This window comes from Streptomyces sp. O3 (genome assembly GCF_054788135.1).
In genome coordinates, this window is record NZ_JBTVYK010000027.1 from 1 (window position 1) to 13,053 (window position 13,053).

Consider the following 13,053-nt stretch of genomic DNA (forward strand, 5'->3'; position numbering starts at 1 on the left):
TGCTGGCGGTCGGAGTCGACCGTGCGGGCCACGAAGGAGGCCTCCGCGCCGATCGCCAGGGAGACCGGGTTGAAGGGCGCGTCCAGGGAGCCCATCGGCGTCGACTTGGTGATCTTGCCGACCTCGGAGGTCGGGGAGTACTGGCCCTTGGTCAGCCCGTAGATCCGGTTGTTGAACAGGAGGATCTTGAGGTTCACGTTACGGCGCAGGGCGTGGATCAGGTGGTTGCCGCCGATCGACAGCGCGTCGCCGTCGCCGGTGACCACCCACACCGACAGGTCCGTGCGGGAGGAGGCCAGGCCGGTGGCGATGGCCGGGGCGCGGCCGTGGATGGAGTGCATCCCGTAGGTGTTCATGTAGTACGGGAAGCGGGAGGAGCAGCCGATGCCGGAGACGAAGACGATGTTCTCCTTGGCCAGTCCGAGCTCGGGCATGAAGCCCTGCACGGCGGCCAGCACCGCGTAGTCGCCGCAGCCGGGGCACCAGCGCACTTCCTGGTCGGACTTGAAGTCCTTCATGGACTGCTTGGCCTCGGCCTTCGGCACCAGCGAAAGCGCCTCGATCGTGCCCGTGCCTTCCGGCATGGTCGCCTCAGTCATCGATGGCCTCCTTGAGGGCCGTGGCGAGCTGCTCGGCCTTGAACGGCATTCCGTTGACCTGGTTGAAACTCCGGGCGTCGACCAGGTACTTCGCGCGTAGCAGGGTGGCGAGCTGGCCGAGGTTCATCTCGGGCACCACTACCTTCTCGTAACGCCTGAGGGCCTCGCCCAGATTCCGCGGGAAGGGGTTGAGGTGGCGTACATGCGCCTGGGCCACGCTCTGTCCCGCGGCGCGCAGCCGTCGTACGGCGGCGGTGATCGGGCCGTAGGTGGAGCCCCAGCCCAGGACCAGCAGCCTGGCCTGGCCGTCGGCGTCGTCGACCTCCAGGTCCGGGACGTCGATGCCGTCGATCTTGGCCTGGCGGGTGCGGACCATCAGGTCGTGGTTGGCCGGGTCGTAGGAGATGTTGCCCGTGCCGTCCTGCTTCTCGATGCCGCCGATGCGGTGCTCAAGGCCTGGGGTGCCCGGCACGGCCCAGGGGCGGGCCAGGGTCTTGGGATCGCGCTTGTAGGGCCAGAAGACCTCGGTGCCGTCGGCGGCGGTGTGGTTCGGGCCCTGCGCGAACTGCACCCGCAGATCGGGCAGTTCGTCGACCTCGGGGATACGCCACGGCTCCGAGCCGTTGGCGAGGTAGCCGTCGGAGAGCAGGAACACCGGGGTGCGGTAGGTGACCGCGATCCGGGCCGCCTCCAGGGCCGCGTCGAAGCAGTCCGCCGGCGTCTTCGGGGCGATCACCGGGACCGGCGCCTCACCGTTGCGGCCGAACATGGCCTGGAGCAGGTCGGCCTGCTCGGTCTTGGTGGGCAGCCCGGTGGACGGGCCGCCGCGCTGGATGTCCACGATCAGCAGCGGCAGCTCCAGGGAGACCGCCAGGCCGATGGTCTCGGACTTGAGCGCCACGCCGGGACCCGAGGTGGTCGTCACGGCCAGCGAGCCGCCGAACGCCGCCCCCAGCGCGGCGCCGATGCCCGCGATCTCGTCCTCGGCCTGGAAGGTCCGCACCCCGAAGTTCTTGTGCTTGCTCAGCTCGTGCAGGACGTCCGAGGCCGGGGTGATCGGGTACGAGCCCAGGTACAGCGGCAGATCCGCCTGCCGGGCCGCCGCGATCAGCCCGTACGACAGCGCGAGGTTCCCGGAGATGTTGCGGTACGTACCCGTGGGGAACGTCTTCGCGGCCGGGGCCACCTCGTAGGAGACCGCGAAGTCCTCGGTGGTCTCGCCGAAGTTCCAGCCCGCGCGGAACGCCGCGATGTTCGCTTGGGCGATGTCCGGCTTCTTGGCGAACTTCTGCTTCAGGAACTCCTCGGTGCCGTCGGTGGGCCGGTGGTACATCCACGACAGGAGGCCGAGCGCGAACATGTTCTTGGAGCGGCCCGCGTCCTTACGGGACAGCTCGAATTCCTTGAGCGCCTCGACGGTGAGGGTGGTCAGCGGCACCGGATGCACGCTGTAGCCGTCCAGCGAGCCGTCCTCCAGCGGGCTGGCGTCCCAGCCGACCTTGGCCATCGCCCGCTTCGAGAACTCGTCCGTGTTCACGATGATCTCCGCACCCCGCGGCACATCACCCAGGTTCGCCTTCAACGCCGCCGGGTTCATCGCCACCAGCACATCCGGCGCGTCCCCCGGCGTCAGAATGTCATGATCAGCGAAATGCAGCTGGAACGACGACACCCCCGGCAGCGTCCCCGCGGGCGCCCGGATCTCCGCCGGGAAGTTCGGCAGCGTCGACAGATCATTCCCGAACGACGCCGTCTCCGACGTGAAACGGTCCCCCGTCAACTGCATCCCGTCACCCGAATCACCAGCGAACCGGATGATCACCCGGTCCAGGCGGCGGATCTCCTTGTCTCCGGGCGGTTTGCGTTGCTCTCCGACGACGGTGCCGTCGGTGGTGTCGGTCTGCTCGGCTCGGCTACTGACCTGGCTGGTCACTGAACTGGACCTCCCTCGAGGCTGCGGCAGGGGAGGTTTCGGCTGACCGGTCCTCCCAAGGCCACCCTACGTCTGTAAGGGGTGCCCTCCGGGGGCTGCTCGCATAATGGATCAGGTTTCGAGACGGCGTGTCGGCGTACTGGGCCGAGGTGTCGGCGTACCGGGCCGAGCAGGATCGGTGATCAAGAGTTCAGATAAGTGAGCACCGCGAGCACCCGGCGATGATCCCCGTCGCTCTGGGAGAGCCCCAGCTTCAGAAAGATATTCGAGACGTGCTTCTCGACCGCGCCGTCGCTCACCACCAGCTGCCGGGCGATCGCCGAGTTCGTCCGCCCCTCCGCCATCAGCCCCAGCACCTCGCGCTCGCGCGGCGTCAGACCCGTCAGCACATGCTGCTTGCGGCTGCGGCCGAGCAGCTGCGCCACCACCTCCGGGTCGAGCGCGGTCCCGCCCTCGGCGACCCGCACCACGGCGTCCACGAACTCCCGCACCTCGGCCACCCGGTCCTTGAGCAGATAGCCGACCCCGTGGCTGGACCCGGCCAGCAGTTCGGTGGCGTACCGCTCCTCCACGTACTGCGACAGCACCAGCACGCCGAGTCCCGGATGGGCGCGGCGCAGCTGCACCGCCGCGCGCACTCCCTCGTCCGTGTGGGTCGGCGGCATCCGTACGTCCGCTACCACCACGTCCGGCAGCGCGCCCTGCCCGTCCAGCTCCTCGATGGTCTTGATCAGCGCCGCCGCGTCCCCGACGCCCGCGACGACCTCGTGCCCGCGGTCGGTCAGCAGTCTGGTCAGGCCCTCCCTGAGCAGCACCGAATCCTCGGCGATAACCACCCGCACGCCCCGCGACCCCCTTTGCGGCCGCACCACCGCCGCCGCTCTCGCGTGGGTGGTCGGCCGCGCCCTGATTGCTCACTTCATGATGGATGTCGAGCCCGCCAGGGCTCCCCTATGTATATACACGCACACCGCGTCGTAAGGTCAGCGGCGCCAGGGGAGTTCGGCCGTGACCAAGGTCGGGCCGCCGGCGGGGGAGTCGACGAGGAGGATCCCGTCGACCGCGCCCAGACGCTCCGCGAGCCCCGCGAGGCCGGAGCCCTTGGCGGTGTCGGCGCCGCCCGTGCCGTCGTCGGTGACTTGGAGCATCAGCCGGTCCGCGACCTGCCACACATCGACCGTGGCGCGCGTCGCCCGCGCGTGCTTGCTGATGTTCTGCAGCAGCTCGGAGACGGTGAAGTACGCGATGCCCTCGATGGCCGCGGCGGGCCGGTACGGCAGGTCCACCTCGACCTGGACCGGAACCGCGCAGCGGGAGGCGACGGCGGAGAGCGCGGCGTCCAGGCCGCGGTCGGTCAGTACGGCCGGGTGGATGCCGCGGGCCAGGTCGCGCAGCTCCTGGAGCGCCGTCTTCACCTCGCCGTGCGCCTCGTCCACCATGCGCGCCGCCGTCCGCGGGTCCTCGCGCAGCTTCTCCTTGGCGAGCCCCAGGTCCATGGCGAGGTTGACCAGGCGGGCCTGCGCGCCGTCGTGCAGGTCGCGTTCGATGCGGCGCAGGTCGGCGGCCGCGGTGTCCACCACGACCCCGCGGTCCGACTCCAGCTCGACCACCCGGCTGGCCAGCCGCGAGGGGGCGAGCAGCCCGATCACCAGCACCCGGTCCACCGTCGCCAGGGCCCGGATCAGCCAGGGCGTCGCCATCGTGATCAGCAGCCCGACCAGCGCGGTCAGGCCGATCTCCAGGGGCGAGTCCAGGTAGAAGGTGTGCGTCTCGTCGCCGTACAGCTGGATGCCGTCCTGCCCGGCGTACATCGGGAAGACCCACTGCCACAGCGGGTACGTCAGCAGGCTCCAGCCGGTCGTCCAGAACGTCACCGCCACGGTGAAGGCGAACACCGCCCACGGGAAGTGCAGCAGGCCGTACAGCAGGTTCCGCCAGGACGCGCCGCTCTTGAGTACCGCGCCCATCCAGCCGAGCGGGCTGTTCCGCTTCGGCCGCAGCGGCGGCGGCTCGGCGACGTCCAGGCGCAGCAGCGCGCGCGCCCGTACCCGCTCCAGCGTCGCGAGCGCGCGGCAGCCCGCGAGGGCGGCGGCGAGCACCGGGACGCCGACGAAGGTGATCAGCAGGCCCGCGCCGAGCGCGACCATGGTGACCGCGTAGCTGAACATGACGACGCTGATGGGCAGGCTCAGCAGCAGATAGCCGAACTCGCGCCAGGTCCTGGCCTCGATCGGGGCGCGCAGCGCGGGCGGCAGGAGGTGGCGGCGCTCGCCCTCGGCGCCGTGCGCGTCGTAGGTGGCGTAGGTGTCGTAGGTGTCATAGGCGTCGTACCGGAGATCCGGCCGGGGCTGCTGTCCGTACTCCGTGGCCATCGGTGTCGTCCGTTTCTGGTGGGTGTACTGGGAGTGGTGCCGGAGGGAGGGGGAGGCGGCGGGGCGGTGTGGCCTCCGTACCTCCACCCTGCTGGGCGGAGCGCGCCCGCACCATGCGGTTCGTCGCCGTCTCGGACCGGGGGTTTTCCCTACCTACGTCCCTGAGCGGCAGCGGATCGCCGCCGCCTACCGGTCCCGCCACGGCAGCTCGGCCGTCACCAGCGTCGGCCCGCCCACCGGCGACTCGACGGCGAACAGCCCGTCGACCGCGCCGATCCGGTCCGCGAGCCCGGCCATCCCCGAACCCCCGTCGAGCCGCGCGCCGCCGCGCCCGTCGTCCTCGACCTGGATCAGCAGCCGGTCCTTCGCCCGCCACACGTCGACGGACGCCTGCCGCGCCTGGCTGTGCTTGCTGATGTTCTGCAGCAGCTCGGAGACGGTGAAGTACGCGATGCCCTCGATCGCCGCGGCGGGCCGGTACGGCAGATCGACCGTCACCTTCACCGGAACCGTGCAGCGCGAGGCGACCGAGGAGAGCGCGGCGTCCAGGCCGCGGTCGGTCAGCACGGCCGGGTGGATGCCGCGGGCCAGGTCGCGCAGCTCCTGCAACGCGAGCTTCACCTCGCCGTGCGCCTCGTCCACCATCGCGGCCACCGCGTCGTCGGCCTGGCCGTCCTGGAGCCGCTCCCTGGCCATGCCGAGCCCCATGGCGAGGTTGACCAGGCGGGCCTGCGCGCCGTCGTGCAGGTCGCGTTCGATGCGGCGCAGGTCGGCGGCCGCGGTGTCCACCACGACCCCGCGATCCGACTCCAGTTCGGCGATCCGCCGCTCCAGTTCGTCGGACGGCGAGAGCAGCCCGCGCACCATCAGCCGGTCGGCGTTCGTCATGACCCGCGCGAGGAACGGCAGCACCGGCCACAGCACGAACAGCGAGACCAGCGTGACCGAGAACGTCAGCACGCCCCAGGGGAACCGCACGAAGTCGTACAGCAGCCCCCGCCAGCCGACCGGGTCCTTCAGACTCGACCAGAGTCTCCCGAAGAACCCCTCGTCGCGGACCATCGGCAGCGGGCTCGGCTCATCGATCCGTACGCCGAGCAGCGCCCTGGCCCTGGCTCGCTCGGCCCGGCCGAGCAGCCGTGCCCCGGTCAGCCCCAGGGCGAGCAGCGGCAGGCCGACGACCGTCACCGACAGGAACCCGCCGACGGACAGCACCGTCACCACGTACAGGAAACCGACGATCGCCACCGGCAGGTTGAGCAACAGGTGGACGATCTCCCGCCAGGTGTGCGGGTCGTACGCGAAACGTGCGGGCGGCAGCGGGGCGTCGCCGCGCTGCCCAGCGGGTTCGGTGGTCATGCCAGGGCTCATACCGGTCAGCCTGCCGTCTCGCGCGGTCAGGCGCCATGAGGTGCGCTGCCGAGAAGGATCGGGGGAAAACCCCACCTCATGTGTGACGGGCTGCTTACTCCTCCGGTGGCAGGCCCTAGACTCCCGTGCGTACAGATGGGCGGGCCACGAGATCAGGGAGTGAGGGGCTGACGTGCCGGAACCAACCGTTCTCGGGGCGGACTACTTCCAGAGTTACTCGGTGGTCGGGCTGCTCGCCGTCGTCGGCGTGCTCTTCGTCGCCGTCGCGTTCGGGGCGGGGCGGCTGCTGCGGCCGGTCGTGCCGACGCGGGAGAAGATGCTCACGTACGAGTGCGGCGTCGATCCGGTCGGCGAGGGCTGGGCGCACACCCAGGTGCGCTACTACGTCTACTCCTTCCTGTACGTGATCTTCGCCGTGGACTCGATCTTCCTGTTCCCGTGGGCGACGGTCTTCGCCGCCGCCGGCTACGGGGCTACGACGCTGGTGGAGATGTTCATCTTCCTCGGCTTCCTGGCCGTCGGGCTGCTCTACGCCTGGAAGAAGGGGGTCCTCGCATGGACGTGAACCCGACACGTCCCACGGACGTGACCATCGAGCCCGTCGAGCCCGTCGAGCCCGTCGAGCCCGTCGAGTCCGTCGAGCCCAAGCCGAAGCTCGGCCCGCTGGCGCGACTCGCCCCCGAGCCGATGAAGGTGGTGCTCAACTGGGGCCGCCGCTACAGCCTGTGGGTCTTCAACTTCGGACTCGCCTGCTGCGCCATCGAGTTCATCGCGGCGTCGATGGCCCGACATGACTTCATCCGGCTCGGCGTCATCCCGTTCGCGCCGGGTCCTCGGCAGGCCGACCTGATGGTGGTGTCCGGGACCGTCACGGACAAGATGGCCCCGGCGGTGAAGCGGCTGTACGAGCAGATGCCCGAGCCGAAGTACGTCATCTCCTTCGGCGCGTGCAGCAACTGCGGCGGGCCGTACTGGGACTCGTACTCGGTGACCAAGGGCGTCGACCAGATCATCCCCGTCGATGTGTACGTGCCCGGCTGCCCGCCGCGCCCCGAGGCGCTCCTGCAGGGCATCCTCAAGCTCCAGGAGAAGATCGCGCGCGAGTCGCTGGGCGAGCGGTACGCGACGGCGGGGCGGCCGTCGGCGACCGCGCTGCAGAGCGGCCTGGTGCGACCGCCGTCGCCGTCTGGCCGGGAGGCGTCGCCGTCTGGCCGGGACGGTTCGGACGCGTCGCCGTCCGGTGCGGAAGGCGGAGCCCGGTGACGAACTGGCTCCCGCGCCCGGTGACGGAGATCTTCGGCGACGAGGCGACCGTCGAGGACGCGTACGACCTGCTCACGGTCGACGTGCCCAGCGCCGCCTGGACCACGGCGCTGCTGACCGCGCGCGCCGAACTCGGCTGCTCCTTCTTCGACTGGCTCAGCGCGGTGGACGAGCCGGGCGTCGGCTTCCGGGTCTCGGCGCATGTGGTGGCCCTGCACCCGGTACGCCGTCTGCTGCTCCGTACGACGGTCCCGCACTCCGAGCCGGTGCTGGCGTCGGCGGTCGGGGTGTACGCGGGCGCGGCCTGGCATGAGCGGGAGACGCACGAGATGTTCGGCGTCGACTTCACGGACCACCCTGGCCTGGCCCCGCTCCTGCTGCCCGACGGCTTTGAAGGCCACCCCCTGCGCAAGGACTTCGTGCTCGCGGCGCGTGTCGCGAAGGCCTGGCCGGGTGCCAAGGAGCCCGGAGAGTCCGGGCACGGCGGCCCCAAGCGCCGCCAGATGCTGCCGCCAGGCGTCCCCGACCCCAACGACTGGGGCCCGCAGAAGGGCCAGCTCCCGCCAGCCCCGGCGCGACCGGCGCGCGGCGCCCGCGCCGGCGCGACGGGTGCGACTGGCGCGGCTGGCGCGGCTGGCGCGGCCGACCGCCCGGCCCGCCGCACCCGAACGACATCCGACGGCTCAGCCACCCAGCCGGACACTCCCACCCCCCGCCGCACGCGCAGCGCGAGCGAGGGGTCCGTGAGCCAGCCGGGCACGACCACCCCGCGCCGCGCGCGGAGCGCGAGCGGTGGCTCGGCGTCGCAACGCGCCGAGGCCGCGACGCATGGCGCGGGCGCGGAGCAGGACGCCGCCGTACCGCCGCCCGACGCCGCCGTATCGCCGCCCGACGCCGCCGGGCCCAGCGCCGCCGACACGTCGGCCCCGCCCGCGGCCGAGGACGGGGCCGACGGCTCAGCCCCGCGCCGTCCACGCGGCTCCGACGCGCCCTGGCACCACGCCCGCCCGGCCTTCGCCGAGCAGGCTGAGCAGAACGAGACGGCCCCGGCCGCCGACGAAGAAGAGAACGAAGGAAACGAAGAAGGCGACGGGCCACGGCCCGACAACCCCGCCGGAGGCACCCCCGCATGAACGACGCACTCGACGTCGCCCTGCGACTCCTCGTCGTCCTCGCAGTCTTCCTCGGCCTCCCCCTGATGATCGGTCAGACCGAGCACAAAGTGATGGCGCATATGCAGGGCCGCCTGGGCCCCATGTACGCGGGCGGCTTCCACGGCTGGGCCCAGCTCGTCGCCGACGGCGTCAAGTTCGCCCAGAAGGAAGACATCGTCCCGGCGGGCGCCGACCGCCGCGTCTTCCAACTGGCCCCGGCCATCGCCCTCATCCCGTACCTGATCGTCGTCGTGGCCATCCCGGTCGGCCCCGGCGAAGGCGCCGTCGGCACGGTCGTCGACGCGGGGATCTTCTTCGTCCTGGCCGTCATGGGCGCGGGCGTGCTCGGCTCCCTGATGGCCGGTTGGGCGTCCGCCAACAAGTTCTCCCTGCTCGGCGGCCTCCGCACCGCCGCCCAGCTCCTGGCGTACGAGCTGCCGATGCTGCTCGCCGCCGCGTCCGTCGCGATGGCCGCGGGCACCGTCTCACTGGTCGGCATCGTCGACGCCTTCGAGTGGTGGTGGCTGCCCTGGCAGCTCATCGGCGCGTTCGTCTTCTTCGTCGCCGGTCTCGCCGAACTCCAGCGGCCTCCCTTCGACATGCCGATCGCCGACTCGGAGATCATCTTCGGCGCGTACACCGAGTACACCGGCCTCCGCTTCGCCCTCTTCCTGCTCGCCGAGTACGCCGGGATCGTGATCCTCTGCGGCCTCACCACCGTGCTCTTCCTAGGCGGCTGGCACGGCCCCTGGGGCGCCGACGGCCTCGGCTGGGTGTGGACCCTGCTCAAGACGGCCGTGCTCGCCTTCGTGATCATCTGGCTGCGGGTCACCTCGCCCCGGCTGCGCGAAGACCAGCTCCAGAAGTTCGCCTGGACCGCGCTCGTCCCGCTCGCCCTCGCCCAGATCGCCCTCACCGGCATCGTCAAGGTGGTGATCCAGTAGTGCCCCCCATCCCCGGCAGCGGTCTGGCCAAGGGCCTGGCCGTCACCCTCAAGACGATGACGAAGAAGACCGTCACCGCCCAGTACCCGGACGTCCAGCCGGACCTGCCGCCCCGCACCCGCGGCGTCATCGGGCTGTTCGAGGAGAACTGCACGGTGTGCATGCTGTGCGCCCGCGAGTGCCCCGACTGGTGTATCTACATCGACTCCCACAAGGAGACGGTGCCGCCCGCCGCGCCCGGCGGCCGCGAGCGCAGCCGCAACGTCCTGGACCGCTTCGCGATCGACTTCTCGCTGTGCATGTACTGCGGTATCTGCATCGAGGTCTGTCCCTTCGACGCGCTGTTCTGGTCCCCGGAGTTCGAGTACGCCGAGACGGACATCCACGAGCTGACCCACGAGCGCGACAAGCTCCGCGAGTGGATGTGGACGGTGCCCGCACCGCCCGCGCTCGACCCCGGAGCCGAGGAGCCGAAGGAGCTCGCCGCCGCCCGCAAGGCCGCCGACAAACTCGCCGCCCAGCAACGCCAGGAGGGTCAGGAGTGACCCTCGCAGCAGCCGCGCCCCAGGGCTTCCTCTCGCCGACCGGCGTCGAGATCGTCTTCGTGCTCGTCGGCGTGGTCACCCTCGGCGCCGCGGTCATCACCGTCACCACCCGGCAGCTGGTGCACGCCGCCCTGTGGCTGGTCGTCGCGCTCGGCGGGATCGCCGTCGAATACCTCCTCCTCACGGCCGAGTTCGTCGCCTGGATGCAGGTGCTGATCTACGTCGGTTCGGTCGTGGTCCTCCTGCTCTTCGGGCTGATGCTCACCAAGGCGCCCATCGGCCGCTCGCCGGACGCCGACTCCGGCAACCGCTGGGCGGCGCTCGCCGTGGCCGTCGCCGCCGCGGCCGCCCTGGTCTGGGTCGTGGTGGACGCGTTCCGCACGACCTGGATCGACCTGGACACCACCCAGGGCTCGACCGGGGACCTCGGCGAGATCCTCTTCCGGCACTGGGTGCTGCCCTTCGAGGCGCTGTCCGTCCTGCTGCTCGCCGCCCTCGTCGGCGCGATCGTCCTCTCCCGCAAGAACGGCACGCCGGACGGCAGCGGTGAAGACGTCGGTGGCGAAGGCGTCGGCGAAGAAGGGAAGCGCTGATGCACCTCGTCTATCCCGCCGTGCTCTCCGCCCTCCTCTTCTGCGTCGGGCTGTACGGAGTGCTGGCCCGCCGCAACGCGATCCTGGTCCTGATGTCCGTCGAGCTCATGCTCAACGCGGTCAACCTCAACCTGGTCGCCTTCGACGTCTGGCTGCGTGACGGCCTCCACGCGGGCCAGGCGCTGACCCTCTTCACCATCGCCATCGCCGCCGCCGAGATCGGCATCGGCCTGGCGATCGTGCTGATGGTCTACCGCAACCGAGGCACCTCCGACGTCGACCGCCTCCGCGACACCGCGGAGAGCCCCGACGACGGACCCGACGCAGCGACCGCCGCGGCGAAGAAGGCTGAGGCCACCGCGTGACCACCACGACACTCGCCGTCCTCGTTCCCCTCCTCCCGTTCCTCGGCGCCGTCACCGGACTGCTCACCGGTCGCACCGCCCCCGGCTTCGTCCGCCCGCTCGCCGTACTGCCCGCCCTCGCCTCGACGGCGCTCGCCGGGTACGTCGCCGTCCGCCAGGGCGGCGGAACCGGCGGCGGCACAGCGCCCCTGGACGCGGCCACCGAGCTCACCCCCACCGGTTCGGTCCCCATCGAACTGGCCCTGCACATCGACGGCTTCGCCGCCCTGACGGCCGTGCTGGTCGGCGTCGTCGCGTCCTGCGTGCAGATCTACTCGACGGGCTATCTGCGCGACGACCCGCGCTACCCCTCGTACGCCGCTCTGGTCTCGCTGTTCACCTCCGCGATGCTGCTCGTCGTCTACTCCGGCGACCTGATGGTGCTGCTGGTCGGCTGGGAGGTCATGGGCATCTGCTCGTACTTCCTGGTCGGCCACTACTGGGAGACCCCCGAGGCCAGGGCCGCGTCCCTGAAGGCCTTCCTGGTCACCAAGCTGGGCGACGTCCCCTTCCTGATCGGCCTGTTCGCGCTCGCCGCCGACACCGGTTCCTTCCGGATCACGACGGTCCTCGACACCGTCGCGACGGGCGGGCTCGATCATCCGACCCTGATCGCGCTGCTGCTCCTCGCGGGCGTCGCGGGCAAGTCGGCGCAGTTCCCGCTGCACACCTGGCTGCCCGACGCGATGGCGGGCCCCACCCCGGTCTCCGCCCTGATCCATGCCGCGACGATGGTCGCCGCCGGTGTCTACTTCGTCGCCCGGCTCCTTCCCGTCTTCGCCGCGTCGGCGGCCGCCCTGGTCGTGCTCGCCGTGCTGGCCGCCGTGACGATGGTCGGCTCCGCGCTCGCCGCGCTCGCCCAGGACGACATCAAGCGGGTGCTCGCGTACTCGACCATCGGCCAGCTCGGCTATATGACCGCCGCCCTCGCCGTCGGCGACCGCGGCGCCGCCGTCTTCCACCTCCTCACACACGGCGCCTTCAAGGCGCTCCTCTTCCTCGCCGCGGGCGTGGTCATCCACGCCGCGGGCACCAACTCGCTGGCCGCCATGTCACGGATGCGCGGCCTGCGCGACCGCGTACCGGACGCCTACTGGACCATGACCGTGGCGCTGCTCGCGCTCGCCGCGATCCCGCCGTTCAGCGGCTTCTTCTCCAAGGAGGCGGTGCTCGGCGCCGCGGAGCACGCGGCCACCGGGCACACCGAGGCCGTCCCCGGCGTCGCGGGCTGGCTCGTCCTCGTCGCCGGCCTGGCCGCCGCCCTGCTCACCGCCGCCTACGCGATGCGCCTGTGGCTGCTGGCTTTCTACGGCAGCGGAGCCGAAGCCCCCGACCACGGCAGGCAGCCGATCGCCATGACCGCCGTGCTCTGGGTGCTCGCCGTCCCCTCGCTCGCCCTGGGCCTGAGCGTGGGCGTGCTGCCCGACTGGTTCGACGGCCACTCGCTCGCCCCGACCCTCACCACCTCCGTCCTCGGCACCGGCCTCGCCCTGGTCGGCGGCCTCGTCACCTACGGCACCTGGCGGCACACCACGGCGCTCGCCGCGGCCCCCGCCGCCGCACCGCTGCCGGACGCCGACCCCGGCCGCCTGCTGCTCGGCCCGCTGCGCCGCCACGCGGCCGCGGGCTTCCACCTGGACGCCGTCTACGGCGCCCTGTTCGTCCGCCCCGTCCGCAGGGCCGCGACGCTGGTCCGGTTCCTCGACCGCGAGGTCGTCGAGACCTACGTACGCGGCGCGGGCACCGCCCCCCGGTGGCTCGGAGCAGCCGCCCGCCGTGCCCAGACCGGCAATGTGCAGACCTATCTGAGCGTGCTGCTCGCGGGCTCCGTCGTGCTGACCGTCGCCGTCGTCCTCGTCGCAGCGGGAGCCTGAG

At 71.4% G+C, this 13,053-nt stretch carries 13 protein-coding genes; 8 read left to right on the plus strand and 5 right to left on the minus strand.

The window, feature by feature from the left end; all coding sequences use genetic code 11:
- The 5 genes from ACX6XY_RS15440 to ACX6XY_RS15460 all read right to left on the minus strand — a co-directional run.
- Positions 1–599, minus strand: a 599-nt coding sequence (locus ACX6XY_RS15440) for a 2-oxoacid:ferredoxin oxidoreductase subunit beta (protein ID WP_460330557.1), incomplete at its 3' end; no start/stop codon positions are given.
- Entirely contained in the window at positions 592–2,532 is a 1,941-nt protein-coding gene (locus tag ACX6XY_RS15445) for a 2-oxoacid:acceptor oxidoreductase subunit alpha (protein ID WP_460330559.1), read from the minus strand. The genes ACX6XY_RS15440 and ACX6XY_RS15445, both read right to left, overlap by 8 nt.
- Positions 2,533–2,714: 182 nt before the next feature.
- Positions 2,715–3,374 (minus strand): LuxR C-terminal-related transcriptional regulator, encoded by a 660-nt coding sequence (locus tag ACX6XY_RS15450; protein ID WP_460330561.1) that lies wholly within the window; start codon positions 3,372–3,374, stop codon positions 2,715–2,717.
- A gap of 141 nt (positions 3,375–3,515) precedes the next feature.
- A complete protein-coding gene (locus ACX6XY_RS15455) occupies positions 3,516–4,904 on the minus strand; it encodes a sensor histidine kinase (protein ID WP_460330564.1) in 1,389 nt (462 codons plus the stop codon).
- 186 nt (positions 4,905–5,090) lie between these two features.
- Positions 5,091–6,263 carry a sensor histidine kinase gene (locus tag ACX6XY_RS15460; protein ID WP_460330567.1) on the minus strand — a complete coding sequence of 391 codons (1,173 nt, stop codon included), beginning with the start codon at positions 6,261–6,263 and terminating at the stop codon, positions 5,091–5,093.
- Between the two features lie 184 nt (positions 6,264–6,447).
- Between ACX6XY_RS15460 and ACX6XY_RS15465 the strand changes: the two genes are divergently transcribed.
- Genes ACX6XY_RS15465 through ACX6XY_RS15500 form a run of 8 tightly spaced genes read left to right on the plus strand, consistent with a single transcriptional unit; the run spans position 6,448 to position 13,052 of the window.
- Positions 6,448–6,840, plus strand: a complete 393-nt coding sequence (locus ACX6XY_RS15465) for an NADH-quinone oxidoreductase subunit A (RefSeq protein WP_460330569.1) — start codon at positions 6,448–6,450, stop codon at positions 6,838–6,840.
- The gene (locus ACX6XY_RS15470) at positions 6,831–7,538 is read left to right on the plus strand and encodes an NADH-quinone oxidoreductase subunit B (protein ID WP_460330572.1); all 708 of its coding nucleotides are present in this window, start codon (positions 6,831–6,833) and stop codon (positions 7,536–7,538) included. The genes ACX6XY_RS15465 and ACX6XY_RS15470 overlap by 10 nt, the downstream gene beginning before the upstream one ends.
- A complete protein-coding gene (locus ACX6XY_RS15475; protein WP_460330575.1) occupies positions 7,535–8,671 on the plus strand; it encodes an NADH-quinone oxidoreductase subunit C in 1,137 nt (378 codons plus the stop codon). The genes ACX6XY_RS15470 and ACX6XY_RS15475 overlap by 4 nt, the downstream gene beginning before the upstream one ends.
- The gene (locus tag ACX6XY_RS15480) at positions 8,668–9,636 is read left to right on the plus strand and encodes a complex I subunit 1/NuoH family protein (protein WP_460330577.1); all 969 of its coding nucleotides are present in this window, start codon (positions 8,668–8,670) and stop codon (positions 9,634–9,636) included. Before ACX6XY_RS15475 ends, ACX6XY_RS15480 begins: the two co-directional genes overlap by 4 nt.
- Entirely contained in the window at positions 9,636–10,181 is a 546-nt protein-coding gene (locus ACX6XY_RS15485; RefSeq protein ID WP_460330579.1) for a NuoI/complex I 23 kDa subunit family protein, read from the plus strand. The genes ACX6XY_RS15480 and ACX6XY_RS15485 overlap by 1 nt, the downstream gene beginning before the upstream one ends.
- Positions 10,178–10,774: an NADH-quinone oxidoreductase subunit J family protein gene (locus tag ACX6XY_RS15490; protein WP_460330582.1), complete on the plus strand. Its 597-nt coding sequence runs from the start codon at positions 10,178–10,180 to the stop codon at positions 10,772–10,774. The genes ACX6XY_RS15485 and ACX6XY_RS15490 overlap by 4 nt, the downstream gene beginning before the upstream one ends.
- Positions 10,774–11,139: an NADH-quinone oxidoreductase subunit NuoK gene (nuoK, locus tag ACX6XY_RS15495; RefSeq protein ID WP_460330585.1), complete on the plus strand. Its 366-nt coding sequence runs from the start codon at positions 10,774–10,776 to the stop codon at positions 11,137–11,139. The genes ACX6XY_RS15490 and nuoK overlap by 1 nt, the downstream gene beginning before the upstream one ends.
- On the plus strand, positions 11,136–13,052 hold the full coding sequence (locus ACX6XY_RS15500) for an NADH-quinone oxidoreductase subunit 5 family protein (RefSeq protein ID WP_460330588.1): 1,917 nt from the start codon (positions 11,136–11,138) through the stop codon (positions 13,050–13,052). The genes nuoK and ACX6XY_RS15500 overlap by 4 nt, the downstream gene beginning before the upstream one ends.
- The last annotated feature ends 1 nt before the right edge of the window (position 13,053 follow it).